This is a genomic window from Thalassotalea coralli, assembly GCF_055786205.1.
In genome coordinates, this window is the sequence record NZ_JBVVBK010000004.1 from 433,466 (window position 1) to 460,036 (window position 26,571).

23 protein-coding genes and 4 tRNA genes are annotated in these 26,571 nt (G+C 40.0%); 21 read left to right on the forward strand and 6 right to left on the reverse strand.

Features of this window, described 5'->3' with window-relative positions; all coding sequences use genetic code 11:
• The first annotated feature begins 196 nt into the window (after positions 1-196).
• Positions 197-2,047 (forward strand): protein kinase domain-containing protein, encoded by a 1,851-nt coding sequence (locus tag ACOB80_RS12930; protein ID WP_473166251.1) that lies wholly within the window; start codon positions 197-199, stop codon positions 2,045-2,047.
• Positions 2,044-2,421 carry a VOC family protein gene (locus ACOB80_RS12935; protein WP_473166252.1) on the forward strand — a complete coding sequence of 126 codons (378 nt, stop codon included), beginning with the start codon at positions 2,044-2,046 and terminating at the stop codon, positions 2,419-2,421. The genes ACOB80_RS12930 and ACOB80_RS12935 overlap by 4 nt, the downstream gene beginning before the upstream one ends.
• 1 nt (position 2,422) lies before the next feature.
• Here the strand turns inward: ACOB80_RS12935 and ACOB80_RS12940 are convergent, their stop codons facing one another.
• Complete coding sequence (locus ACOB80_RS12940; protein ID WP_473166253.1) at positions 2,423-3,499, reverse strand: patatin-like phospholipase family protein; 1,077 nt, start codon at positions 3,497-3,499, stop codon at positions 2,423-2,425.
• A gap of 103 nt (positions 3,500-3,602) precedes the next feature.
• A complete protein-coding gene (locus ACOB80_RS12945) occupies positions 3,603-4,925 on the reverse strand; it encodes an anti-phage deoxyguanosine triphosphatase (RefSeq protein WP_473166254.1) in 1,323 nt (440 codons plus the stop codon).
• Between the two features lie 127 nt (positions 4,926-5,052).
• On the opposite strand from ACOB80_RS12945, the gene ACOB80_RS12950 reads away from it, so the two are divergent.
• Positions 5,053-5,817 (forward strand): substrate-binding periplasmic protein, encoded by a 765-nt coding sequence (locus tag ACOB80_RS12950; RefSeq protein ID WP_473166255.1) that lies wholly within the window; start codon positions 5,053-5,055, stop codon positions 5,815-5,817.
• Between the two features lie 11 nt (positions 5,818-5,828).
• On the opposite strand, the gene cmoB is transcribed toward ACOB80_RS12950, so the two are convergent.
• On the reverse strand, positions 5,829-6,794 hold the full coding sequence (gene cmoB, locus ACOB80_RS12955; RefSeq protein WP_473166256.1) for a tRNA 5-methoxyuridine(34)/uridine 5-oxyacetic acid(34) synthase CmoB: 966 nt from the start codon (positions 6,792-6,794) through the stop codon (positions 5,829-5,831).
• A 4-nt stretch (positions 6,795-6,798) separates the two neighbouring features.
• Entirely contained in the window at positions 6,799-7,527 is a 729-nt protein-coding gene (cmoA, locus tag ACOB80_RS12960) for a carboxy-S-adenosyl-L-methionine synthase CmoA (protein WP_473166257.1), read from the reverse strand.
• Between the two features lie 144 nt (positions 7,528-7,671).
• Here cmoA and ACOB80_RS12965 point away from each other — a divergent pair, with 144 nt between their 5' ends.
• From ACOB80_RS12965 to ACOB80_RS13050, 18 genes are all read left to right on the forward strand, one after another.
• Positions 7,672-10,524 (forward strand): transporter substrate-binding domain-containing protein, encoded by a 2,853-nt coding sequence (locus ACOB80_RS12965; protein ID WP_473166258.1) that lies wholly within the window; start codon positions 7,672-7,674, stop codon positions 10,522-10,524.
• Positions 10,525-10,703: 179 nt separating this feature from the next.
• The gene (aspS, locus tag ACOB80_RS12970) at positions 10,704-12,476 is read left to right on the forward strand and encodes an aspartate--tRNA ligase (protein ID WP_473166259.1); all 1,773 of its coding nucleotides are present in this window, start codon (positions 10,704-10,706) and stop codon (positions 12,474-12,476) included.
• Between the two features lie 114 nt (positions 12,477-12,590).
• Positions 12,591-13,118, forward strand: a complete 528-nt coding sequence (gene ruvC / locus ACOB80_RS12975; RefSeq protein ID WP_473166260.1) for a crossover junction endodeoxyribonuclease RuvC — start codon at positions 12,591-12,593, stop codon at positions 13,116-13,118.
• Between the two features lie 67 nt (positions 13,119-13,185).
• On the forward strand, positions 13,186-13,809 hold the full coding sequence (gene ruvA, locus ACOB80_RS12980) for a Holliday junction branch migration protein RuvA (protein WP_473166261.1): 624 nt from the start codon (positions 13,186-13,188) through the stop codon (positions 13,807-13,809).
• Between the two features lie 10 nt (positions 13,810-13,819).
• A complete protein-coding gene (ruvB, locus tag ACOB80_RS12985) occupies positions 13,820-14,827 on the forward strand; it encodes a Holliday junction branch migration DNA helicase RuvB (protein WP_473166262.1) in 1,008 nt (335 codons plus the stop codon).
• 536 nt (positions 14,828-15,363) lie between these two features.
• Positions 15,364-15,774 carry a tol-pal system-associated acyl-CoA thioesterase gene (gene ybgC / locus ACOB80_RS12990; protein WP_473166263.1) on the forward strand — a complete coding sequence of 137 codons (411 nt, stop codon included), beginning with the start codon at positions 15,364-15,366 and terminating at the stop codon, positions 15,772-15,774.
• Positions 15,764-16,447 carry a protein TolQ gene (tolQ, locus tag ACOB80_RS12995; protein WP_473166264.1) on the forward strand — a complete coding sequence of 228 codons (684 nt, stop codon included), beginning with the start codon at positions 15,764-15,766 and terminating at the stop codon, positions 16,445-16,447. Before ybgC ends, tolQ begins: the two co-directional genes overlap by 11 nt.
• A gap of 11 nt (positions 16,448-16,458) precedes the next feature.
• Positions 16,459-16,881, forward strand: coding sequence for a protein TolR (tolR, locus tag ACOB80_RS13000; protein WP_473166265.1), 423 nt, complete (start codon positions 16,459-16,461; stop codon positions 16,879-16,881).
• A gap of 7 nt (positions 16,882-16,888) precedes the next feature.
• Positions 16,889-17,731, forward strand: coding sequence for a cell envelope integrity protein TolA (tolA, locus tag ACOB80_RS13005; RefSeq protein ID WP_473166266.1), 843 nt, complete (start codon positions 16,889-16,891; stop codon positions 17,729-17,731).
• A 31-nt stretch (positions 17,732-17,762) separates the two neighbouring features.
• Positions 17,763-19,109, forward strand: a complete 1,347-nt coding sequence (gene tolB, locus ACOB80_RS13010) for a Tol-Pal system beta propeller repeat protein TolB (RefSeq protein WP_473166267.1) — start codon at positions 17,763-17,765, stop codon at positions 19,107-19,109.
• A 45-nt stretch (positions 19,110-19,154) separates the two neighbouring features.
• Positions 19,155-19,700 carry a peptidoglycan-associated lipoprotein Pal gene (gene pal / locus ACOB80_RS13015; protein ID WP_473166268.1) on the forward strand — a complete coding sequence of 182 codons (546 nt, stop codon included), beginning with the start codon at positions 19,155-19,157 and terminating at the stop codon, positions 19,698-19,700.
• Positions 19,701-19,712: 12 nt separating this feature from the next.
• Positions 19,713-20,495, forward strand: a complete 783-nt coding sequence (ybgF, locus tag ACOB80_RS13020; RefSeq protein ID WP_473166269.1) for a tol-pal system protein YbgF — start codon at positions 19,713-19,715, stop codon at positions 20,493-20,495.
• Between the two features lie 145 nt (positions 20,496-20,640).
• Positions 20,641-20,716 (forward strand) — tRNA-Lys (locus ACOB80_RS13025).
• Positions 20,717-20,766: 50 nt separating this feature from the next.
• Positions 20,767-20,842, forward strand: a tRNA-Lys gene (locus ACOB80_RS13030).
• Positions 20,843-20,909: 67 nt separating this feature from the next.
• Positions 20,910-20,985: transfer RNA gene (locus ACOB80_RS13035), tRNA-Lys, on the forward strand.
• A gap of 439 nt (positions 20,986-21,424) precedes the next feature.
• The gene (nadA, locus tag ACOB80_RS13040; protein ID WP_473166270.1) at positions 21,425-22,465 is read left to right on the forward strand and encodes a quinolinate synthase NadA; all 1,041 of its coding nucleotides are present in this window, start codon (positions 21,425-21,427) and stop codon (positions 22,463-22,465) included.
• 280 nt (positions 22,466-22,745) lie between these two features.
• Positions 22,746-22,833 (forward strand) — tRNA-Ser (locus ACOB80_RS13045).
• 605 nt (positions 22,834-23,438) lie between these two features.
• The gene (locus ACOB80_RS13050) at positions 23,439-23,768 is read left to right on the forward strand and encodes a hypothetical protein (RefSeq protein ID WP_473166271.1); all 330 of its coding nucleotides are present in this window, start codon (positions 23,439-23,441) and stop codon (positions 23,766-23,768) included.
• A gap of 197 nt (positions 23,769-23,965) precedes the next feature.
• Here ACOB80_RS13050 and ACOB80_RS13055 read toward each other — a convergent pair whose 3' ends face one another.
• Positions 23,966-24,808: a DUF4435 domain-containing protein gene (locus tag ACOB80_RS13055; protein WP_473166272.1), complete on the reverse strand. Its 843-nt coding sequence runs from the start codon at positions 24,806-24,808 to the stop codon at positions 23,966-23,968.
• Complete coding sequence (locus tag ACOB80_RS13060) at positions 24,801-26,057, reverse strand: AAA family ATPase (RefSeq protein WP_473166273.1); 1,257 nt, start codon at positions 26,055-26,057, stop codon at positions 24,801-24,803. Before ACOB80_RS13060 ends, ACOB80_RS13055 begins: the two co-directional genes overlap by 8 nt.
• Positions 26,058-26,571: the final 514 nt, after the last annotated feature.

A 26,571-nucleotide genomic window follows, 5' to 3' on the forward strand; every position in this document is an offset into this window, starting at 1 on the left:
AAAAGCCTTAGCGAAGCTAAGGCTAAAAATTTGAATCTAGAGAGATTGCCCAATAACAGCGAGCCTGTTGTCACATAAGCGGGCGTAGAATAATCCTTTTATGTGACAGTATTATGACAAAAATTCCTTCTCGGGTTATTAAAAAGGTTTTTTTAATATGTAATGGTTATGGCTTTGCACATGGGCTAAAGGATTATTGTTGAAAGATAAAAAACTACAGCATTTTTATATAGCCGAAGAACAATCTATATATTTGCTGAGTCATAAAGATGCGGAAAAATTAAAGCAATGGGTAGAACTGTGTCAACAGCAACTCTCATTGCTTGGTTTTCAAGAAATAAGTCTAATTGGTAAAGGGGCATTTGGCTTCGTATTTTCAGGCCTTAATGAATCTTTGCTACCTGAAGTTTTTAAGTTTTCCCGTATAACCTTACCGCAACACGTCCAAGACAGACTTGCTGATGAAGCGCAAATTCAACGAGAGTTATCTCACCCGCGCATTCCAAAAATTATCGAGTATTATAAAATTAAGCGGCAATCTATCGTGCATATGGAGCGTGCGCCAGGGGTAGATCTAGAACAGCTTTCTCACAAATATGGCCCTTTGCCTCCAGAAATGGTGATGGATATCACACTTCAGTTAGCCGATATCCTTTGTTATTTGCGAGATACGTCATTACATCTGAAAGGAAAGCCTTATGTGCATGGTGATATAAAACCGTCAAATTTGGTGTATGACGAAACAGTGAAAAAACTGTATTTGATTGATTGGGGATCGGCTGTTGAAGCACAACTTGATATTCACGGTCAAACAACTGCTAATAACATTATGGACTTAATGAGCAGTGATCTACAAAACTCTAATGCTCGGCTAGGGGATGTTTATTTTATTGGGCCAGAACAAATAACAGGAGAAATGTCTTCACCAAGGTTTGATGAGCAAGGCATGGCTGCCACTATTTACGCGCTAGCTTCAGGCCAATCGTGTCGCTACGGTCATAAAGTTATATCGCCAAAAGCGCTAGGTTTACCCAAAATGCTAGCAAATATTTTAGAAGGAATGCTCAGTGAAGATAGACAAACGAGAAATGCTGCGGGTGACTACTTCTTTCGCCATTTAAAAGTGCTCAAACAAACGGTAATGGCTAGTTCACCGACCATAGCTGAGATAAAGCCGCTTATTCCTGTTTGGATTAGACAAGGAAAGCAAGAAATAGACACAGTTGTTTATGGCTCTCGGAAATCCTTTTTACGAGAAGAAGCTGAGGCTGACTCTTTGTCCGGCATTAACGATGCGCAACTGGAAAAATATTATAAGAACTATTTGATGGGCATGGGCGATACCGAAAAAGCATTTGTTGCTGCCGTGAGCAGGCTAGGTAATTTTCCCGTTGTTGGCGGCCTAGCGGTACGTTGGGAAAAGGACGGAGTATATATAGATTCAAACCTTACTTTATATGACAACAGTCTAAAAACTTCTTTTCAGAGCGCTGTTAATAATATGATCCGGCTAGCACAAGGGATATTTCGAACAGGGGTATTCAAAAGTTGCTTGTTTAATGCTCGTGATACAGTGCATGTAGAGCGGGAAGATCCTTTACAACCATTTGTCGCCCCTGAAGGAGTGAGTATACCTTTTGAGGTGAGTGAAGTTCCGGAAGTAGAAGATGACTCTAAGCTACATTCCTACTTTGAGGATGGTAAAGATCCTGATGAATATCTCTATTTGCCGGGCAAAATGATGTCAGTGTTGGCTAAGTTAAATCTTATCCACCATACTGGATGTATTATTTTTGAAGTATTACCCGAGCACTTGAAAATTCACAGCTATTTAATGCTGCTAGACAGCAATAAAAAGCAAGAGTTTTCAGATTTACTTAACCAGCTCTTAACGCTACTACCGACTATTGACGGGCAAGGAATTTCAGGATTTATGAAGCTACCGTATAAAGATACTCGCTTCTTTGAGCATATTTCAACGCTTCCTGAGCATTATTATCCTATTAACCCTAAGAAAATGCAGCAACGACAAACGGAGACAATATGAAGACAGGAATAGGTGAAATGGCATGGCTCGACATTTCGTGCCAAAACGCAAGCCAAGTTAAAGACTTTTATCAAAGCGTTGTTGGCTGGACATCAAGCGGTGTGCCAATGGGGGATTATGAAGACTTTGCTATGATTGCCGAAAATGGCGATGCAGTGGCCGGTATATGCCATGCTAAAGGGTGTAATATTGATTTACCACCTACATGGCTACCGTATTTTTTAGTGGCTGATATTGAGCAGGCGGCAGCACAAGTGGTTGAACAAGGCGGCAAAATGACTACAGAAATTAAATCTATGGGTGACGATAAATATGCTGTTATTCAAGATCCCGCCGGTGCTTATTGTGCCTTGTATCAAAAAGCGCAGGCTTAGACTAACTCGCTTTAAATTGCTTTATTTGGCTGATATCTTGCTGCTCAATGAGTTGATGAAAGCTGTCAGCTAAGCGCTCTGTTTCTGACAGTACTTTTTGCCAGTACTTAATTCGAGTGCTGGCGTCCATATCAGTAAAATCTTTTCTATCAGGTATTTTTCCAAACGGTAACGAATTAATAAATTGTTCGGACGGATTGATCATAACAACCTTATCGTAATGTTTGTCATGAACTGTGCGAGTCAGGTTTTTATCAAACCAGCCCGCTTTAGGTTGTTGGTTAAAGTGTGGATATAAAGTTAGACCATCGTTGCTTTTTGATTGAGATGTGTGTAATGCTAAATCAAAATGGTAATCAATGATGCCGCCGTCGCGATACATTCCGTTAGGGCAACCCGCAATGCTTTTAATCCCCCGCATGACTAATGGAATAGAACCAGAGGCGAGTAAAGCGTGATAAAAATTATTGGACGTTAATTCTTTATATTGAGTGGCGAAGTCATATTCGTCTGACACGTGTAACTTACTTGCTAGTGGGCGAAATAAAAAGCGCTGATATTGGTGTTTTAGTAATCCACGGTCGATGCGGTTTAACGCTAAACTTGCAACTAATCCAAGTGTTTGCAGTATTTTATTGTCAAAGCTGGTTAAACCATGACATTTTGCCACGATAAAATGTGGCCGAAAAACAGGGTTATTGACACTTTCGGCAATGCCCGATGGCGTATAAACAGCGTCTAACAGTTCAATCGCTTTATCAGAGACTTCGTTGGCATCAGCATTAGCTGAATAAACAGTATGGCTATAGATATCGGCAAGTTTAGAAATAGCAGTAACAGGGTTGGATTGACTAAGGGCGCCGAATCGAAAAGCGCCAGCTGAAGTTCCCAACATATCCAAAGGCTCAGTTCTTCCTTTGAAAAACTCGCCAAACAAATACTTATCTAAACCGAATAGGGTAAACCATTTAGGTCCGCCACTAGCGCCTAGCATTGTGGTAAATAGATCTGCAGTTAACCCGTGTTTTTTTATCTGGGATAGGGCTGTGCTGCCCGCAAAAATTTGGATATCGCTCAAAGTAACCTTGCCGTTCGATTTACAAAAGGCCTTTTGAAAAACAAAAAGCTATGACTGTCAGCATTTTACACATTATCCAAGAGGCCGCAATCAACCGCCCTAGTTAATTACTCGGTATAAACAAATTCTGATATAACTGAGTGGCGCTGTTGTCTGTCATGTTAGCGACAAAATCTGCGATCACGCGTTTGCCGCTATCGCCTTTTTCACTTGCTTGTAACCATGCTGCTTTTGCTTGTTTAGGTAGCAAGCGCTCAGGATCTGACTCGAGTGCTTCGAATAATGCCATAACAATTTGCTGGCCGCGATATTCTATATGCTGTATTTCTGTTTGCTTTATAACAAACGTAAAAACAAAGCGTTTAAAAATATTCAGCGCTTGATTGGCTATTTTGGGGTGTTTGGCATTGTATCTTAGTAAAAGTTCGTCAAACTCTGTGCCTGAAACAGTATTTAAATCGACTAATTCAATGGCGGTGATTAAGTAATTGACCAAACCGCCAATGGCTTCTTTTTGCAGATGAATTTTGTCGCTAAATAAACGTTCGGTTAACGTTTGGGCGATTGAAACAATCCAGTCATCGTCTAATTTAGCGAGTTGCTGGGCGACATGCTCTTCGAAATCTCTTTGCCTGATAGAGCCTGTGGCAATAGCATCTTCTAAATCGTGAATACCGTAAGCAATATCGTCAGCCAACTCCATAATGGAGCAATCTAGCGACTTAAATTGTGTTTTACGGTGTGCACCTGAAGTAGGTGTGTTACTTGATTGAAACAAGGCTCTGTCTTTGTCAGATAAAGGCGAAAGTAACCAGTCTATCGTGCTTTGGTCATCAGAAAAAAGTCCTTTAGGCGGGTGCCATTCACAGGCCTTGAGTTGCCTAAAGTTATCAAGTGTTGCAGTAACATCTGAACAGGCCAATGCATCTAAGGTTTGTGGGTATTTTACTAGACCCAATAAAGTACGCCTAGCCAAGTTCATTCCTGCGCCATCACTGAAAGGTTCAAGTCTAGAGACAATTCGAAAGGTATGACCGTTGCCTTCAAAACCGCCGTGGTGTCGCATCATGTAGTGCAGTGCGACTTCTCCACCGTGGCCAAAAGGAGGGTGGCCGATATCATGAGCTAAGCAAAGTGCCTCAAACAAACTGTCATCGTTTGGAAATAACTGCTCGGTTAGTTCAGGATACTTGTTTCTTAGCTGTGCACTAATCCCTGAGCCAATTTGAGCTGCTTCAAGTGAGTGTGTTAAGCGTGTACGGTAAAAGTCGTCTTGCCCGCTACCCATGACTTGCGTTTTACACTGCAAACGACGAAAGGCAGCAGAATGTAAGATTCGAGCGCGGTCACGTTGAAATGGATTTCTATGGTCGTACCTCCTTTGGGCGACTGATGCTAACTGACGTTCGAACCAAATATTACTCATAGTTATCCTTTTTTGTTTTACATCTTTATAAACTAGACGCTAGACTGAAGTATACGCATGGATTAGTTTCACCTTAGCGAATAAATACACCACTAAGCAAGCGTATATCTTTGACAATGAGGAATTAATGAAAAAACTGACCACTTTTTTACTAGGATTGCACCTGAGCTTACTGAGTCATTTCGTTAGTGCTGAAAGTGCAGCCCTATCTAACCAACAAAAAGATGTCGTTGAATTGGTGACAGGTTTGCCAAAACCTCCTTTTATCATGGAGGAAGAAAATACAGGGTTGCAGCTAGATATTATTCGTGAAGCGCTAGCGCTTACCAATAAAAGTGTAAAATTCACAGGTATGCCACTTGGTCGCAATATTACGGGCTATCAACGGATAAATGCTGATGGCGTAATTACTTTACCTCATGATTACGAACATCCAGCCATGCACTTATCAAAACCTTATATTATTTATCAGAATGTTGCGGTTAGCCTTGCCGAAAACAGCTTTAATATTAGTGAGATAAAAGACCTCTCAGGCAAAAACTTGGTGGCTTTTCAAAATGCTCGCAAATTTTTAGGAGAAGAATACGGCAATACTATTGCGTATTTGATGGACTATCGTGAAGTGCATGATCAACAAAAGCAAATTGAAATGTTGTTTTTAAGAAGAGCGGAAGTGATTGTGTTGGATATTAATATATTTAAGTATTTTGTTAAACACAATCAAGGGCCTATTTATAAGAAGCCGTTTAAGCTCCATTACATTTTCCCTGAAAGACCTTATTCTATTGGGTTTCGAAGCAAAGCGCTTCGCGATGAGTTCGATCATAACATCGAGTCGTTAAAGGCATCAGGTAGTTATCAACATATTGAAGATAACTACCTGAATGAGTAGTGACTATCGGGCTACTTGTTGGCGATAAATATCGCACGCTTAGGTGCTGGGTAGCCTTCAATTGTTTTACTTGGATCGTTAGGGTCTAAGAAGTCAGTGAGAGACTCTGTATCTATCCAATCGGTTTTACGTTGTTCGTCTGTGGTGGTTACATCGATATTAGCTAAACGAACATTAGTAAAGCCGCAACGCTCTAACCATGCACACATGGCGTCTGCGCTAGGCAAAAACCAGACATTACGCATTTTAGCGTAGCGTTCACCCGGCACTAATACGGTATTTTCATCGCCATCTACAATCAGTGTTTCTAACACTAATTCACCACCTTTGACCAATTGAGATTTGAGTTGGTAAATAAAATCGATAGGCGAGCGTCTGTGATACAAAACGCCCATAGCAAATACCGTATCGAAACAGGCTTGCTCAGGTAGATCTTCAACACCAATGGGTAATAGGTGAACGCTATCTTTATTGATAAAGTGTTGAATTGCTTGAAATTGCATAAAAAACAATTGTGTGGGGTCGATACCAACGACAAATTTTGCGTTAGCTCCTTGCATGCGCCATAAGTGATAGCCACTGCCACAACCGATATCAAGTACGTATCGGTTATTCAAGTCGCTAATATGTGGTGCTAATCGATCCCATTTAAAATCACTTCGCCATTCGGTATCAACGTGAATGCCGTGAATATTAAATGGGCCTTTGCGCCAAGGTTTTAACTTTTTAAGCAAATGTTCGATGCGTTTCGCTTCGCCTTCATTAATGTCAGACGCCTGACCTGCTATAACTTCTTGAGCTGTTTCTATTAAGCTAGGTGTTGTCTTAGGCAATGCTTCGAGTGTTTTTTGCCAATGCTTAAATTCCCCGTGCAAATCGTTTTTTTGCCAAGCTGTTAACTTTGCTGGAATTTCATTTAGCCAAGGGGATAACCGATTTAACGCTATTTGATGGTAAAATTGTTGAAAATATTGCATGGAATTACTTAATTGCGACCAGTGAGAAAAAGTTATAACAGTTGAACCAAGTGGTGTAATGAGCAAAGCCACTCTGTTTTAGTCGTTGATAGTGACCGGAAATCGAATCAGGTTTCATCACATTTTCTAATGCTGTGCGCTTTTGGGCAATTTCTAAATCGCTGTAACCATTTGCGCGTTTAAAGTCGTGATGTAAATCAATAAGCAACTCATTGCAGGTAGCATCTTCATCAACTAATTTGTCAGATAGCACTAAAATGCCGCCCGGTTTTAACCCTTGATATATATTGTCGATGATTTGCTGGCGCAACTCTGGTTCAATAAACTGTAGTGTAAAATTGAGCACTACCATTGAAGCGTTACTAATGTTGGTTTGTAAAATGTCACCTTCGATAATATCTACAGGGGTTTTTCCTTTGAAGGCATTTACGTGTACTTTACAACGCTCCACCATAGCAGAGGAATTATCAACACCAATAATTTGGCAGTTATCTGCTTCAATCGCTTGCTTCATGGCAATAGTCGCTGCGCCAAGGGAGCAACCTAAGTCGTAAATATTAGTGTTATTTTGTGCGTAATGACGACTCATTCGGCCTATGGCGTCAATAATGGTATTATAGCCAGGTACAGAACGAGAAATCATGTCAGGAAAAACTTCGACAACTTGAGCATCAAAGGTAAAGTCTTTGATCTGACTTTGTTTATTAGAAAAAATAATATCTTTATGTGACATGATAATGGTAAAAATTTAAGTTGAAAAATCGTTAGCTGTTGGTATTTTAACTTAATCCCCCAATCAATGAAATCAAACAATAAATAATGGGGGAATACTCTTTAGCTATCGAGCAGCGTAATTAAAAGTAACAAGGGGCAATGATTGCTTTTTCGAAATTTATTATTAACTAGTTTATTCGTCTTTGCTTTCTTTAACGTAGCAGCGCAAGAAAATTATGACGGTGTATCAGGCTCAACAAAATATACTAAGTTGCCTGACGTTTTTACTGTTGCGATTAATAAAACTTCATACCCTTATCATTATCAAGGAGACAATGGCCAAGCTGAAGGCCTTACTGTCGACTTATGGAAACTGTGGGCGGAAAAGCAAAAAGTACAGGTTGAATTTAAAGTTTTAACTTGGAAAGAAACGTTAGCTCAAGTCATTTCTGGTGAAGTCGATATTCATGCCGGACTTTCGGCAAATGAGGATCGCGAAAAGTTTATGTCTTTTCTAACTCCTTTCTTTAACCAGAACAATTATGTCTTTATCCATCGAGATTTTAGGCATATCAATTCTATGGAAGAAGTCCAAACATTAACGTTAGGCGTAGTCAAAGGATCTAGCCACAATGAAGTGCTAAAACGTGATTTTCCTTATCTAACGATTAAGCCATATGAAAACCGTTTTGCGATGTACCAAGCCGCATTAAATGGAGAGATCGCAGCGTTTACTCATTTAGACAAGCTTTCTTATAATTACCCTCGTCACAAAGAGCTGCATCAGTTGTTCCCACCTTATCAACGCTTAATGTTTTACAAAAGCGAATACGGTGCGGCGTTGCCTAAAGATAGCGCACGTGAGCTAATTGCTTTTGTTGAAGAGGGTTTTAGAAAAATATCGACGGATGAAAAGTCAGCAATAGAAAAACGTTGGTTAGGGTTTGACAAGAAAACCGATACGTTAACTTTGTTATATTCGCCATTTTTCCCGCCGTTTATGTCAGAGTCATCAACAGGGCAGGCGCAGGGGCTGTTTATCGATATCTGGAAAAAGTGGTCTGAAAATACAGGTTTAGCCGTAGAGTTCGTTCCGCAAGACTATCAAACCGCCTATGAAATGATTGAATCAGATGGTGCAGATGTCCTCATAGCTCACCCAAATAACGATAATCTTGCTGATAACCTTCACCTAGCTAATGATATGTATCGAGTGCGCTCAAACGTATTTGTTAGGACTCAGTCAGGTTCATTTAGTCAACTATCACAGCTAAACGGGAGAAAACTGGGGTATTTTACGGTCGCAGACCACCAACCTAAAATTAAAGATGTTTACCCTGATATCACTTTTGTGCCTTTTAGCAACTTTAAGACAATGATCGATGCTGCGGTACAAGGTGAAGTTGACGCTATTGTTGGTCCAACTGAAATTATCGACGCGTTATTAATCAAAGCTGACTTGCAGCCTGCTTTTTATCAACTTGAGCATTTGCAATTTTTAACTGATATTGTCAGTGTTACTAATAAGAAAAATAAAAAACTCGCTGAGTTAATTAAAAGTGGGTTTAATTTGATCCCACCTGAAGAGCTGATTGATTTAGAAAGACGGTGGCTCTCAAATAACAGTGATGGCTATTTTTATTTAAAATCTAAACACGTTACGTTAACAGACAACGAAGATCAGTGGTTATCAGCCAACCCTATCATTACCATAGGTATTAATCGTCAATGGGCGCCTGTTGAGTTTGTCGACGACAAAGGTCAAATCAAAGGCATAAATGCCGATATTAATTTGTTGGTGGAGCAACGAACGGGCTTAAAATTTACATACAAAGAGTTTGATAATTGGTCTGAAATGTTTGGTGCTTTAATGAAAGGCGATATCGACATATTAGGCAGTGCTACTAAAACAGAAGAGCGTTCAAAGCACTTACTCTTCTCAAATTCATATTGGGATATGCCATGGGTTGTTATCCACCAACGAGATAGGGGCCATAACCTTAGCGTTGAATCCTTCTACGGAAAAGAGTTAGCGATAGTAAAAGGCTACCACTTAGTTGAGCAGTTAAGAGAACGTTTTCCAAATATTACATTACGACCAGTGGAAAACCACCAACAAGGTGTGCAACTGGTGCAGCTTGGTGGTGTAGATGGCTTTATTGAGAATATTGCTTCTTCAGCGGAACTTATTCGCCGTGAAAGTTTGGTGAATTTATCAATGTCAGTTATAGACGATTTTAATATTGATAAAAATAGCTATGCGATACGTAAAGACTGGCCTGAGCTTAAATCAATAATTGATAAAGCATTGCTGACAATATCAGCGTCTGAACGTAAAAGTATTTATCAGCGCTGGTTTGAGATTAATTTAGAAACTGGGTTTGATCGCAGCATTGTCATGAGAGTTGCTGCTCAAGCCAGTATCGTTATTGTTGGCATCATTGTGATTATCGTCATCTGGAACCGCCGTCTATACAAAGAAATAAAAACGCGAAAACTGCTTGAAGAAAAAATGAAACACATGGCAACCCATGACGAGTTAACTGGGCTTGCTAACCGTGTGCTTCTGAGAGACAGAATTAACCAGTCGATTCATACTCATCAACGTCAAGATAGGTTGATGGCCGTGTTATTTATTGATTTAGATGGTTTTAAATCGATAAATGATACATATGGTCATAATGTTGGCGATGAGATGTTAATCGATGTAGCAGAGCGACTAAAAGGCTGTGTGCGAAAATCTGATACTGTCGTTCGTTTTGGCGGTGATGAATTTGTGTTATTGCTTAACGGTTTACATAATCGCAATGAAGCCGCATTTATCGCAGAAAAAGTATTAAAACTCGTTCAACAACCTTTTGAATTATCTATAGGCCCAGCAAATGTTGGCTGTAGTATTGGTATTGCCATGTACCCCTTTGATGGCGAAAGCGAGACTGATTTACTTAAAGTTGCAGATACCTTGATGTACAAAGTAAAAGCTGCCGGTAAAAACCATTACGTATTTAATAGTTAACCTTCTATCCTGAACCTAAACTTATTAGGCTAACTTTACTTAATTTAAGTTAGCCTAAGTCACTTTTCAGCTAGTGACTTTCCATTCCATTGCTATATAATTGGCGGCAATTTTTCTCGTGATAAATCTCTACGCGATTATGTAGAGTTAAAATCGAATACATATCAGGAATAAAGTATATGCGAACCCTTTATTGTGGTGAGGTGAATGAATCTCATATCGGTCAAGAAATTACACTTTGCGGTTGGGTTAACCGTCGTCGTGACTTAGGTGCAGTAATCTTCTTAGATTTACGTGATCGTGAAGGGTTAGTGCAAGTGGTTTACGATCCAGATTTACCTGAAGTATTAGAAAAAGCGAACACACTTCGTAATGAGTTTTGTATTCAAGTTAAAGGTAAGGTTCGTGCGCGTCCTGAAGGCCAAGTAAACAAAGACATGGCAACAGGTGCTATTGAAGTACTAGGTTTAGACGTAACTATCTTGAATAAGTCAGCGCCTTTACCAATTGACTTTAACCAAGAGAACTCAGAAGAAAATCGTCTTAAATATCGTTACTTAGATTTACGCCGTCCTGAAATGACTGAGCGCTTACGTTTTCGTGCAAAAGTAACTGCTGCAGTTCGCCAGTCACTTGAAGGCCAGGGTTTTATGGATATTGAAACTCCTATCCTAACAGCTGCAACGCCAGAAGGTGCGCGTGACTACTTAGTACCTAGTCGCACACACAAAGGCAGCTTCTTTGCATTGCCGCAATCACCACAACTATTTAAACAGTTGTTAATGATGTCGGGTATGGAGCGTTACTACCAAATCGTAAAATGTTTCCGCGATGAAGATTTACGCGCTGACCGTCAGCCAGAATTCACGCAAATAGATATCGAAACATCATTTATGACAGCTGAGCAAGTGATGGAAGTAACGGAAACGATGATCCGCGAATTGTTCCAATTACTGCTTAATGTAGATTTAGGTGACTTCCCGCGTATGTCTTACGCAGAAGCGATGACTCGTTACGGTTCAGACAAGCCAGATCTGCGTAACCCTCTAGAAATCGTTGACGTAGCAGATATCGTTAAAGATGTAGAATTTAAAGTATTCTCTGGCCCTGCGAACGATGAAAAAGGTCGCGTTGCTGTGATTAACGTGCCACAAGGTGCTGCGAAATTCTCACGTAAGAACTTAGATGAATTAACTAAGTTTGTTGGTATTTATGGCGCGAAAGGCATGCCTTGGTTAAAGGTTAACGACAAAGCTGCTGGTATGGAAGGCCTTCAATCACCAATCTTGAAGTTCTTATCTGAAGACGCTGTTAACACTCTATTAGATCGCGTGAATGCAGAAACGGGCGATATTATTTTCTTCGGTGCTGACAACTACACGACAGTAAGCGAGTCGCTAGGTGCGCTTCGTCTTAAGTTAGGTGAAGATTTAGGTATTACTTCTGATGAGTGGAAGCCACTTTGGGTTGTTGACTTCCCAATGTTTGAAGAGGTGGATGGTCACTTACACGCACTTCACCACCCATTCACTGCGCCTACTGATATGACACCTGAAGAGTTAGAAGCTAACCCTATTGGTGCACTGTCAAATGCTTATGATATGGTATTAAACGGCTGTGAATTAGGCGGTGGCTCTGTTCGTATTCACGATCAAGCAATGCAAGCAGCAGTATTTAGAATTCTAGGTATTAGCGATGAAGAAGCGCAAGAGAAGTTTGGCTTCTTATTAGACGCTCTTCAATACGGTGCTCCACCACATGCAGGTTTAGCGTTTGGTTTAGATCGCTTAGTGATGCTAATGACAGGCGCAAGCTCAATTCGTGACGTAATGGCGTTCCCGAAAACAACAACAGCGGCATGTCCATTAACGAACGCGCCTGGTCAAGCGAACCCAGAGCAATTGGTTGAGCTTGGTATTCAATCGATTGTTGAAGAAAAAAGCAACGACTGATAAGTCTGGCGCTAAATAGCCATCGACTCTAAAGAGAGATGCAGTTAAAGTGATCCTTTAACTGCATTTTTTTATGCTGATACTTTAATAAACAAATGACTTTGGGTTAGATTTTTGGCGATAATTCTTGGTATTGATCCCGGTTCACGATTAACGGGCTATGGCGTCATCGAGCAAAACGGGCGGCACTTCACTTATTTAGGAAGCGGCTGTATTAAAGCAATTGCTGCTGGTGACGATTTGGGTGCTCGCCTACAAACGATATTTGCAGGTGTTTCAGAAATTATTACCCAATTTAAACCAGATATGTTTGCCATTGAACAAGTGTTTATGGCCAAAAACCCTGATTCGGCATTAAAGCTAGGACAGGCTCGTGGTGCGGCAATTGTTGCTGCGACAAATAAAGGGTTAAAAATTGCCGAGTATTCTGCTCGTCAAATTAAACAATCAGTGGTTGGTACCGGTGGTGCTGACAAAAGCCAAGTTCAACACATGGTTAAATCCATCTTAAAACTACCAGCAACACCTCAAGCCGATGCGGCCGATGCGCTAGCCGTTGCACTGTGCCATGCCCATAGTTATGACTCTATTAGTAAAATGTCGGGGCAAGTAAGTAAAACAGTGCGTGGTCGCCTCAGATAATACTTTACTGTATAAATATCTAGTGTTAAGGTTTGCACCATTGTTTTAATAAACACTAGGTTCGTTTGTGATAGGTCGTTTACGCGGGTTAATAATAGAAAAACTCCCTCCTGAAATTGTAGTTGAATGCCAAGGCGTAGGATATGAAGTGACTATGCCAATGACCAGCATTTATGCGCTTCCTGAATTAAACCAAGAAGCGACCATTTTTACTCACTTTGTTGTTCGCGAAGATGCGCAGCTTCTTTATGGTTTTGCCAATAAAACTGAACGAAAGCTCTTTAGATTGCTTATCAAAATAAACGGTGTCGGCCCTAAATTAGCGCTAGCGATTTTGTCGGGCATGTCGGCAGAGCAGTTTGTCAGTTGTGTCGCACATGATGATTTAACAACGATTGTTAAAATTCCTGGCGTTGGTAAGAAAACGGCTGAGCGCTTATTGATAGAAATGCGTGATAAGCTAAAGGACTGGCATGCTGACCCAGATGCGTCTAGCTTTACTTTAACCTCTGCGCCAACGGGCGCTGGTGTTATAGAAAGCCCTATTGCTGATGCTAAAGGTGACGCGATTAACGCATTAGTGTCTTTAGGTTATACTGCAAATCAAGCAAGCAAAGCGGTTAAAGCGATTTACCAAGACGGTATGGACAGCGAAGCGCTTATTCGCGATGCCTTAAAGTCGATGATCTAAGAGAAAGTACATGATAGAAGCAGATCGTTTAATTCAACCTGTTGCCACTAGAGAAGACGAGAGTATCGATAGGGCTATTCGTCCAAAAATGCTGAGTGATTACACTGGGCAATCGCATGTAAAAGCCCAGATGGAAATCTTTATTCAAGCAGCGAAAAACAGACAAGAAGCATTAGATCATTTATTGATCTTTGGACCGCCAGGCTTAGGTAAAACAACCCTTGCTAATATAGTGGCAAATGAAATGGGCGTTAATATTCGAACAACGTCTGGCCCTGTGTTAGAAAAAGCGGGTGACTTGGCCGCGCTATTGACTAACTTAGAAGAAAACGACGTTCTGTTTATCGACGAGATCCATCGATTGAGCCCTGTGGTTGAAGAAGTACTATATCCGGCAATGGAAGATTACCAGCTAGATATTATGATAGGTGAGGGGCCAGCGGCGCGCTCTATTAAACTTGATTTACCTCCTTTTACCTTGATTGGTGCTACTACGCGCGCTGGCGCATTAACGTCACCACTGCGCGATCGTTTTGGCATTGTTCAGCGGCTAGAGTTTTACAACAATCAAGATTTAACTGACATTGTTAATCGCTCCGCCCATTACTTAAATTTGGATATCGAACAAGAGGGCTCGTTCGAAGTTGCAAGACGCTCTCGCGGCACCCCTAGAATTGCTAATAGGTTATTACGTCGAGTAAGAGATTATGCCGATGTTAAAACCCAAGGACATGTGAACCAAGAAACGGCTCATAACGCCCTGACTATGCTTGAAGTAGATAATGAAGGTTTCGACATTATGGACAGAAAGCTGCTACAGGCGATTATCGAAAAATTTGATGGTGGCCCCGTAGGCTTAGACAATGTAGCGGCAGCAATCGGTGAAGAGCGCGATACGATAGAAGATGTACTAGAACCATTTTTGATCCAACAAGGCTTTTTGCAGCGAACGCCTCGCGGTAGAGTTGTGACAGAAAAAGCCTATCATCACTTTTCGCTTATCAAACCTGAAAAGTAGCTGCTTGGCCGTGTGTGCGTATAAACTAAGCTGAGTTGAACCACAACAATTAGTTTATAAAAAGCGGCTTTCGGGCCGTTTTTTGTTGCTAAGTGTAAATTTAGGATAAAAAAAAGCCCGCTTAAGGGAGCGGGCTCAACTTAATTTCTCAAGTTGCTAGAAGGAATCTGGTATTCCAGGAAACATGTCAGAGAGAAAAGATAGACAAAAACTATCTTAACCTTAAATTAACTGGCTAATGATAAACTCTAGGGGAGTTAGAGGTTTATCGGTGCGCTAGCTCAGAAAACAAGTGTATTGTAGGGGGTTCTTTGATCTAGAACAAACGAGTTAATTTAATGTTTCGCATTAGAAAAACTAATGAATGCTTGATAGATGAGTTGCGGTGTTTTTTTATTGGATAAAATTGTATTTTTATCGGATGTAATAAAATTGCAATTTCTTACAATATAAGGGCTTGAAGGCTTGTTACTCAACTAGATTTTCTATTAGTATACGCTGTTATAAATATTCACTAATTCACCATACTTTAATTTATGCAATTTCATTCTGATTCCTATCAAGTGAGAGTCTTTTACGAAGACACCGATGCAGGCGGTAATGTTTATCACGCTAACTATGTAAAGTTTTGCGAACGTGCGCGTACAGAGTGGTTAAGAAAATTAGGTATAAGTCAGTCATTTTTTTTAGAACAAAATTCGGGCTTTGTGGTCAGAAAGCTTGAGCTGGATTGCAAAGCACCAGCGAAACTTGATGACTTACTTACAGTTACGACCACAATTACGCAATTGAAGCGAGCAACCGTGTGTTTTGAACAAGTCATCGTAAATGAGCAGGGAAAGGTATTGTGTCAGTTAGATGTCGTGATAGCATACGTCAACTTGCAGCAAGCGAAACCTTGTAAAATACCAGAACAAATAATAGGAGCATTTCAACGTGCATGCTGAACTTTCCATTTTAGATTTATTTTTACAAGCCAGTATTCTGGTAAAAACCGTGATGTTAATTTTACTCGGTTTTTCAATCGCCTCATGGGCGATGATTTTTCAGCGTCGTAAAACACTCGTTGAAGCTCAAAACCAACTTCAGGAGTTCGAAGATAGATTTTGGAGTGGTGCCGATCTTAGTAAACTGTATGGTGAAGTGAGTGCGCGTGAGCATATTCAAGGTATAGAAAGCTTGTTTGTTGCCGGCTTTAAAGAATTCGCTCGTTTAAGAAAAAGTAATGTTAACTCACCGCAAGCGGTTGTTGATGGTACACATAGAGCGATGCGCGTTGCTTTGTCCCGTGAAGTCGACAGCCTTGAAACCCATTTACCTTTTCTCGCAACGGTAGGCTCGATTAGCCCATATATCGGATTATTTGGTACGGTTTGGGGGATCATGAATTCTTTTATCGCATTAGGTGCTGTTGAACAAGCGACTCTTGCCATGGTAGCACCAGGTATTGCCGAAGCATTAGTTGCAACCGCGATGGGTTTATTTGCCGCTATTCCTGCTGTTATGGCGTTTAACCGCTTTAGCTACAGTGTAGAAAAACTTGAAAATAGTTACGGTAACTTTATGGAAGAATTTTCTTCTATCTTGCATCGTCAATCGAGTGCGGCTCAACAAGCATAGGAGTATCGTCTATGTATAATCGTGCTAGACGCAAAAAAGTGGCAGAAATTAACGTAGTACCATACATCGATGTCATGTTGGTACTCTTGATTATCTTTATGGTAACTGCTCCGCTGATCACTCAAGGGGTAAAGGTAGACTTACCAAAAGCCGATGCTGAACCACTATCGAAAGATACTAAGCCGCCATTAGTAGCTTCTGTTGATAAAGATGGTAACTATTATCTCGCTGTTGGCGCGAATAAAAACCAGCAGCTTTCAGGTGAAGAAGTTGCTTCATTGGTTAAAGCACACTTGGCAAAAGCGCCAGATACTCCTGTGGTAGTCAATGGTGATGGTGGTGTTTCTTATGATGCAGTTATTCAATTAATGGTGTTATTACAAAAAGAAGCAGGCGTACCTTCTGTAGGCCTAATGACGGATAACCCGGAGTAGTATTACTGTGCAAACCCCTTTTGTGAAAGCCTTGTTGATTAGTCTTGGTTTACACATTGCCTTACTGGTAGCGCTTATTGTCGGCAACTTTTCGTCGCCACCTAAACCTACGCCAACAGCAGTTGCAATATCGACGCCTAAACCTATGGAGCCGATTAAAGCCGTTGTTGTTGAACGTAAAGTCGTTGAACAGCAAATCCAAAAAATCAAAGATGATAAAGCGGCAAAGGAAAAAGCCAAGCGTGATAAAGCGAGAAAGGCTGCAGACGAGAAACGTCGCAAAGCTGCCGCTGCATTAAAACGCAAAAAGGAACGAGAGCGCAAAATTGCCGAAGAAAAGCGCCGTAAAAAAGCCGCTGAAGAAAAAGCGCGTAAAGAACGTGAAGCGAAACGTCGTAAAAAATTAGAAGACGACAAACGCAAGAAAAAAGAAGCTGAGCGCAAGCGTAAAGAAGAAGAAAAGAAACGTAAAGAGCGCGAAGCAAAAGCCAAAGCTGAGCAAGAACGTTTAATGGCTGAACAAATGGCAAAAGAAATGGAAGCCAGACAACAAGTAAGACAACAACAGGTAATGTCTGAGCTAGGAAAATACACTGCATTAATTACACATATTATTAAAAGTAATTTAATCAGCGATCAGGCGACAATGGAAGGAAAGTCATGTAAATTAAACATTTCTCTGTCACCATCTGGCTATGTTATTAGTCTTGATATTGTTGGTGGCGATAGAGTGGTGTGTGATGCAGCGAGAAATGCAGTAACAAAAGCAGGGAAGTTACCAGTGTCGGAAGACCCAGAAGTATTTGAAAAAATGCGTTCGATCGATTTAACTGTGGCACCAGAGTTTTAAAATGACCTTTAAAAATACAAGTACGAGATATATGACCAAATTTAAACTATTGCTTACCTTGTTGGTAATGCTTGTTACAACACGTGTATTTGCTTCTCTTGAAATAGTAATTACTGAAGGTATTGATGGAGCGCGGCCAATTGCTGTCGTACCGTTTGCCTACACAGGTACTAGCCAATTACCGGAAAACATTGCGCATATAATTAGCGAAGATTTGCTAAGAAGTGGCAAGTTTAGTCCTATTAGCCCAGTGCGCTTTCCACAGCAACCTACACAAGATGGCGAAGTAGATTATGCGGCTTGGGCAAGTGAAGGTGTTGAAAATATCGTTGTCGGTAAAATCGAAGAGGTCGGTATAGGTCGTTTCAAAGTGAGCTATCAACTGATTGATGTCGTACGTGGTCAGATTACTGGCGGTCAATCACAAATGTTAAGTAATGGTCAGTTAGTGAAAACTTCTGATCACGTGCTTGACGGTAGCAGCGTTGAAATATCAAGTAATCAATTTCGCCGTTACGCGCATCGTATCAGTGATAAAGTTTATGAAACGCTTACGGGTACTCGCGGTGCGTTCTTAACTAAAATTGCCTACGTTATCGTTCGCGACAATGGCAGTTTCCCATATCAATTAGTTATCGCTGATTATGACGGTTATAACGAGCATGTATTGTTGAGCTCTAAAGAGCCGTTAATGTCTCCTTCTTGGGATCCAACAGGAAATAAATTGGCTTATGTTACTTTCGAGAATCATCAAGCGCAGATTTTTGTTATCGATATCTACACTGGTAAGCGTACGTTAATTAGTTCATTTGATGGCATTAATAGTGCACCTAAGTGGTCACCAGATGGCAAGAGTCTAGCGATGGTCTTGTCTAAAGATGGTAACCCAGAACTATACGTAATGAACTTACAAAGCAAAAAATTACGCCGAATTACACGTCATCGTGCAATAGATACAGAGCCAAGTTGGTCTCCTGATGGTAATTCATTGATATTTAGTTCAGAACGGGGTGGAAAAGCTCAGCTATATCGCGTAAATTTAGTGGATGGAAGAGTAAGGCGACTTACTTTTGATGGCGAAATGAATTTAGGTGGTACGTTAACACCAGACGGACGCCAATTAGTAATGGTAAATAGAACCCGTGGTAAATACCACTTGGCGAAGCAAGACTTAAAGTCAGGCGTGTTTCAAGTGTTAACACGCACAAGACTCGATGAATCACCGAGTATAGCGCCAAATGGGGGTATGATTATTTACAGTACATTACATAATAATAGACAAGTTTTGAGTTTAGTCTCATTGGATGGTCGATTTAAAGCAAGATTACCTGCCTTAGATGGCGAGGTTAAATCACCTGCTTGGTCACCATTTTTATAACAATTATAGAATTTAAAATTTATTGAAACATATAAGGAAAACACCATGCGCTTGAATAAAACTGTGAAGGCACTAGCAGTCGCATTACCTATGATGGCTTTAGCAGCTTGTAGTTCAAACTCTGAAACTGACTCAGAATCACAAGTTGACACTAATGCTCAAACGCAAACTACTGAAACGTCAAGCGAAAATGTTCAAGTTTCTGCTGCAGAACGTGCTGCTGAAATCGCTGAGCAAGAAGCGCGTAAAGTTGAAGAGTACGTTCGTTCACAACATATCGTTTACTTCGACTTCGACAAGTCTACAGTAAGCTCTCAGTTCTCTAACGTATTAGACATGCATGCTAAATTCCTTAACAGCAATAGCGACAAGTCAGTGTTAATCGAAGGTCATGCCGATGAGCGTGGTACTCCTGATTACAACATCGCATTAGGCGAGCGTCGTGCAAAAGCAGTTGCTACTTACTTAGAAAACATGGGTGTTTCTTCTTCTCAAATCTCAATCGTAAGCTACGGTGAAGAAAAGCCTCAAGTTAAAGATCGCACTGAAGCTGCATTTGCTAAAAACCGTCGCGCAGTATTAGTTTACTAATCAGGTGATTAGATGAAACTAAAACTTACGGTTTTAGGTGTTTTTGCCGCTGTTAGCCAACTAGCGATAGCGGCAGATGCTGCACCTGTAGTAGATATTTCTCGTGCAGGTGCCAGCACGGCATCTGGTCAATCCATTCAAGATCAAATTGCCAATCTTGAGCGTCGCTTAAGCGTTCAAAATAAAAACCAAGTAAAAGTTCAAACACAACTTGATGAACTTCAAACTGAAGTTGATGAGTTACGTGGTGTTACTGAGCTACATACTCACCAATTAACGCAAATACTCGAACGACAACGCGAACTATACCAAGAGTTAGATCGCCGAGTTAATCAAGCATTATCGTCTAGCAAGAAATCTGTACCAGCAACCATTCAGGCTCCTGTTAATCAAATTAACACTACGCCTACGGTTTCCCTATCAGAAAACGAAGCGTACGATAAAGCGGTTAACCTTGTATTAAAAGAGAAGAAGTATGATGAAGCTATTCCAGAGTTTCGTCGCTTCATTCAGCAATACCCTCAATCGGGTTACATTGCGAACGCGAATTATTGGTTAGGGCAGTTATTGTTTAACAAAGGTAGCCTTGCCGAAGCGAAGCAAGCGTTTAACGTGGTAGTGGCTAACTACCCTGATTCGAGCAAACGCAGCGATGCTATGCTAAAATTAGCAACCGTTGAGCAGAAACAAAATAACGCTTCGCAAGCAAGAACTTTGTTCCAACAGCTTATTAGTGAGTACCCAGACTCTAGCGCGGCACGGTTAGCGCAGTCACGTCTAGACTCAATGCAATAGTTTTGTAGATATCTTGTTCATTGTGTGGTCTTTTTGAGCAAACGAACAAAGATATCAAAAAAACTTCATTTAGTTGTTGCACTCATAAAAATTATGAGTATTATATGCGGCGCGTTGAACGACACGCTCAACGCGCGGTAAATGTCGGTCGTTAGCTCAGTTGGTAGAGCAGTTGGCTTTTAACCAATTTGTCGAAGGTTCAAATCCTTCACGACCGACCACTTTCTTTCCAACAGTAGTGGTTCGGCATTTACCTAGTAATTTTATATATCGGTCGTTAGCTCAGTTGGTAGAGCAGTTGGCTTTTAACCAATTTGTCGAAGGTTCAAATCCTTCACGACCGACCACCTTTTTAAGGTGTGAGTTAATTGCTAACAAAGCAAACTTTTAAAATTACGGTTACAATCTATATATCGGTCGTTAGCTCAGTTGGTAGAGCAGTTGGCTTTTAACCAATTTGTCGAAGGTTCAAATCCTTCACGACCGACCACCTTTTCAAGTTCCTTTTATCTAAATAATTTAATCCTGTTATTAGAATTTGCTATGGCGATTTTAACCGTCGAAGGTTCACAAAATTGTCTGGAACAATTTTGAACGCGAAGCGATCCGAAGGATGGAATAAAGGGATTTATGGAATACAAAATTGTCTGGAACAATTTTGAACGCGAAGCGACCCGAAGGGCGAAGTACACGATGTACGTAGTAATTCCTTCACGACCGACCACCTTTTCAAGTTCCTTTTATCTTCATTATCAAAATTTAGAATTATCTTAATTTCTTTCTCGCTTTACATTGCTTGCTCTAAGTTAATAGCTATTTTGGTTTTAGCTAATCACAAGAAAGACTTACTACCGTAATTTGCGCTAGTACACTTTTATTGCGTTTTCACGTATAATTCCCGCCCAAATTTTTAAGTGGTAGTTTTTAATATGGTACAGAGCAATTTAGCAGTTGAATTTGATTTTACCTTTCCGGCAAAGCCGGCGAAGCTTTCTGCAGACGAGAAAGTGGAATACAAAGAAAGGATCAAAAAGCTTCTTGTTGAAAAAAATGCTGTATTAATTGCACATTACTACTGTGACCCAGAAATCCAAGCGCTAGCCGAAGAAACCGGCGGCTGTGTAGCAGACTCGCTTGAAATGGCGCGTTTTGGTAATGAGCACCCAGCAGATACGTTAATTATTGCTGGTGTTAAGTTTATGGGTGAAACAGCAAAAGTACTAACGCCTGAAAAAACAGTGGTTATGCCTACGCTTGAAGCAACCTGTTCGTTAGACCTTGGTTGCCCAATCGAAGAGTTCAATGCGTTTTGTGAACAACACCCAGATCGCACAGTGGTAGTTTACGCAAACACGTCTCCTGCGGTTAAAGCTCGCGCAGACTGGATTGTAACGTCTTCTTGTGCACTAGAAATTGTTGAGCACTTAGATGACAACGATGAAAAAATCCTTTGGGGTCCAGATCGTCATTTAGGTAACTATATTCAGAAGCAAACAGGTGCTGATATGCTAATGTGGCAGGGTGCTTGTATTGTTCATGACGAATTTAAAACTAAAGCGCTTAAAGACATGAAAGCGTTGCACCCAGATGCGGCAATCTTGGTTCATCCTGAATCTCCAGCTGAAATCGTTGAATTAGCAGATGCAGTTGGCTCAACCAGCCAACTTATTAAAGCAGCCCAAGAAATGCCAAATAAAAAGTTTGTTGTTGCAACAGACCGCGGTATTTTCTACAAGATGCAGCAACTTTGCCCAGACAAAGAATTCTTCGAAGCACCTACTGCTGGCGAAGGTGCTACATGTAGAAGCTGTGCACATTGCCCTTGGATGGCGATGAACGGTCTTAAAGCTATTGAAGAAGCGTTAATCGACCCAACAGGCAAAGAAGTATTTGTAGATGAAGAAGTACGTATCGGCGCGCTTAAATCAACAAACAAGATGCTTGAGTTTACTGCGGCAATGAAGCGATAAGCTAAAAATCCGCCAAACTATTAATAAATCCCAAGAAAGCCTTGCCAATGCAGGGCTTTTTTTCTACCATAGCGCAGCTTTTCGACTTGGCTGTTTTAGCGATAATTAGCTAATGCCAAGTAGAGAATTGAAAAGTTAAAAGGTGACGTGTCCGAGTGGGGCGTTACCGCCAGGAAAAAGCGCTGCTTTTTCAGGTAAGGGCAGACATTCATGGAAGAATGGCTTGGGTGCCGATCATCATGGATGTGTTTATGCCAAGTAGAGAATTGAAAAGTTATAAGGTGACGTGTCCGAGTGGCTGAAGGAGCACGCCTGGAAAGTGTGTAAAGGGAAACCTTTCGAGAGTTCGAATCTCTCCGTCACCGCCATTTAAAGAAACCTGCGTAAGCAGGTTTTTTGCGTTAAGGATAGATGAGAACGAGAGAGTTCGACAACTTGGTCTGGAACCAAGTTGAACGCGCAAGCGACCCGCAGGGTAAAATACAAGGAAGTATTTTATAATCTCTCCGTCACCGCCATTTAAAGAAACCTGCGTAAGCAGGTTTTTTGCGTTAAGGAGAGAAGAGAAAGAGAGAGTTCGACAACTTGGTCTGGAACCAAGTTGAACGCGTAAGCGACCCGCAGGGTAAAATACAAGGAAGTATTTTATAATCTCTCCGTCACCGCCATTTAAAGAAACCTGCGTAAGCAGGTTTTTTGCGTTAAGGAGAGATGAGAACGAGAGAGTTCGACAACTTGGTCTGGAACCAAGTTGAGCGCTTCAGCGACCCGCAGGGTAAAATACAAGGAGGTATTTTATAATCTCTCCGTCACCGCCATTTAAAGAAACCTGCGTAAGCAGGTTTTTGTGTTTTGGTACACCTAACTTTCTAGGTTTCATCAAATATCAATGATACGGAGGTGTCACCGATCTCTTTCTTTTCATTAAATAAACAGAAACAGCTTGTAAAAGATATAGAAAACACAATTTGTAATGAACGACGCCCAATGGCTATCTTGTCATTATAAAGCACCAGCAAGGGCTGTTTGGGCGGTAGGTTATAAGTTTTTATTAAACAAAGGGCATTTACCTATTGATTTGATTAATGAGCTTGGCTTATTTGCTCAAGAATGTGGCTCTGAATTGTTGTATCACATTAAGGATAACTGTCCTCTATTGCCATTAGCTGCTGCCATTTCCTTCTTCATTTACGAGAAAGAAGAATCTAAGTTTTACGAATTGAAGCTAAATCTAAATCCAAGCGAAGATATTGATGAAATAAAAGATTATGGTCTGAGAGAATACTTGGTATTAGGCTATTAATCTTATGACGTTTTATTTTTTGTTTTTGAGTACAAAATAAAGTGTAAACTTGTTTTCATGGAGGGCTATTTAACGTCAGTCCTACTGAATATCCTTTGTTCCCTCTACAAGCCTAAACTTGTAAAGGGAAGAACAAATACTATTTGCACAATAAATTAAAACCCCACAAATGATGAGAGCATCTTACAATCTGAGCTTTATATTTGAAGTCGATTAACCTCACTTTGATAATGCTGATAATGTGGATGATGCTCATTAAAAATACCTTCAAATGCTAACGTTGAACTGCTAAAAAAGGCATCATTCGAAGCTGTTTTACTGGAGCCTTTATTTTTAATCATTTGATTCACAAATTTAACCGCTGCTGAGAATAGAAAGTGTCCCCTAATAAAATCTTGTACGGTTCTATTAATATCCATTATTTTACTTTCGGTTTCTTCAACATAATTAGCGAAATTAGCTTCAAGCTCTTTTGAGTCAATATGGTCGTTAATTTTATTTTCACATAATTGAGGCGAAGTGCGTGATCTCATGAGACTCGTACAATCTTTATAAAGGACTTTTATACCTGCTTCCGTAAGCTCGTTTATTGCATCGAATATGACCAAAGGTGAAATAGCTGTAGAGAAATTTTCTAACCAATCTATACACTCTTGTTGTTCTTCTGGACTCAAAGCGACTCGACCGTGAGATCTTATTACTTTTCTTAGGACAACAGGGCATATTAATGTGTTTTCAATAGAATGACCGTATGTTGTTATTACATTAACATCTTCCTGAAAATCGTCCTCCAAAGTAGAGAAGTCTATGTCTTTTGCCGCTATCGCGTTTACTTCTTGATTTTTAATTTTTTCAATAAGTTTTTTTAATTCCTGGATTCCACCAACTTCTTGTATTTCAATATTATTAACGCCAAACTTATTTAGAATTATTTCCCAGAATGCTCTGTCGTCGTCTCCTTCAACATAGAGCATTTTTTCGGCATCAAAAAATTGGCTATATACATTAAGAGCGCCGTCAGAATAATCAATACTATCCATTAGTGATCACCTGCTTCATATTAATTATGTTGTCTTTATATTTTGAAGCTACTTCTGGTGAGTGTGTTGCAGCAATTATCTGAGCATTAGGATTAAGTTTTTTAATAGATGGTAATATTTTTCTTTGCCACTCGATATGCAGAGATAGCTCTGGTTCGTCTGTTAAATAAATACAATTCTTATTTTTCTGTAACAATGTTTCGATTAACAGAATTAGTAGCTGTTTTTCCCCAGAAGAAAGTCGCTCTACTGGAATATCGTCAGCTTCAAAACTATATGCGATAATTTTTCCTGATTCTAAATAGAATTCTTTTTCGGGCATAAAATCATTTAGCCTGTCAAAAAAATTATAAATGGGCGCATTAATTTCTCTAATCTCTTTTTCTGCCTTTAGAGACATTTCGATAACTTCTTGTGTTCTATAATATGATTGGAATGCAGCCCAGTCATTCTCAGATAGCTCTTGACCTTCTTTCAACTTATTGACACCAGAGTCTATTGCATCTATGTGCTTACTAATACTGCTTCTAATATCACCATCATATGCTTTTAATCTTTGATATGCAGATACGAGCTGTCTTCGGTCTCTGATACGATTAAAGTTACTTGGAACTCTTATATCCTCTATTTGAGAGCCTGAATATAGAAGTGAGGAAAGTACCTGTTTTTGCAAAGCAGAAGATATTTGGTTAATTTTTTCTGATAATTCATATTGGTATTGAGTAAAATCATTCATTAATTGATCCAGTCGAAAATCGATAGGAGACATTAACCGTTTGCCGGATCTATCTTTGATTTCGTAATCTTCACCGCTTCTCAACCGGTTAACAGATAGGGTAGATATATTAACAATTTCAGAAAGTTTTATTTTTACTTCATTTGCCTCTTCTATTAACCTTCTTCTATAGCTCGGCGGTACTCTATCGTCCGAAGTAAATGCCCGTAAATTGTATGTTTTCTGTGAAATTCTATATTTAATGAACTGGAATGGTGGTTTGTCAGTTTCAACTTTAGTTAGCTGAACCGTTCGTTTTGTGCCTTTATTAGAGAGCTTAATTATTATTGATTTGAAATCATTTTCTACAATTCCATCTAAATCAACGGTTAGCGCTGCTTGAACTATATTCATAAAAGTAGTTTTACCAGAGCCGTTTTTACCGATAATTATATTTACATCACGCTTAAATTTGCATTTTGCGTTAGCTCTATGCCAAAAGTCATCAATTATAATTTCATCTATTCGAAACACTGAAATTCCTTTTCTCTTCAATTTGTTAGGCTGGTTAATATTCTAAACTATCAGTTCACTTTTGTGAATTTAATAGTTTCTTTCACATAGCCCAATCACAGGATTTTTAAGGATGGTAGTATAATATCTATACATTCAAAAACTTTATGTGACTTTGTGGTTTGTGGCGGAAGAGCTCTCCGTCACCGCCATCTAAAAACCTGCATTGTCAGTTTTTTGCGTTTTTCGGCGCTATTTTTTTATTTTTCTATATGACCTTTAATTGTGCTTACTTTATTTACTCAATTCTTTTTGACTGGTGCTTTTCTAACTAGATAAGGGTTAATTGGTAATACTTAGGTGATTGAGCAATGTCGTTTGAGCCTTTATTTGGGCGCCACTAAGTAAAATTTCAATTATAATAAACGTGATTTAATAAGTGAAAGCTGTCGCAAATAACTAATTAGATGATGGTTTTGTGAACGTTAGCAAACATATTGGTTTACGTCATTATGTCGTAACTTTATTGTGTTAA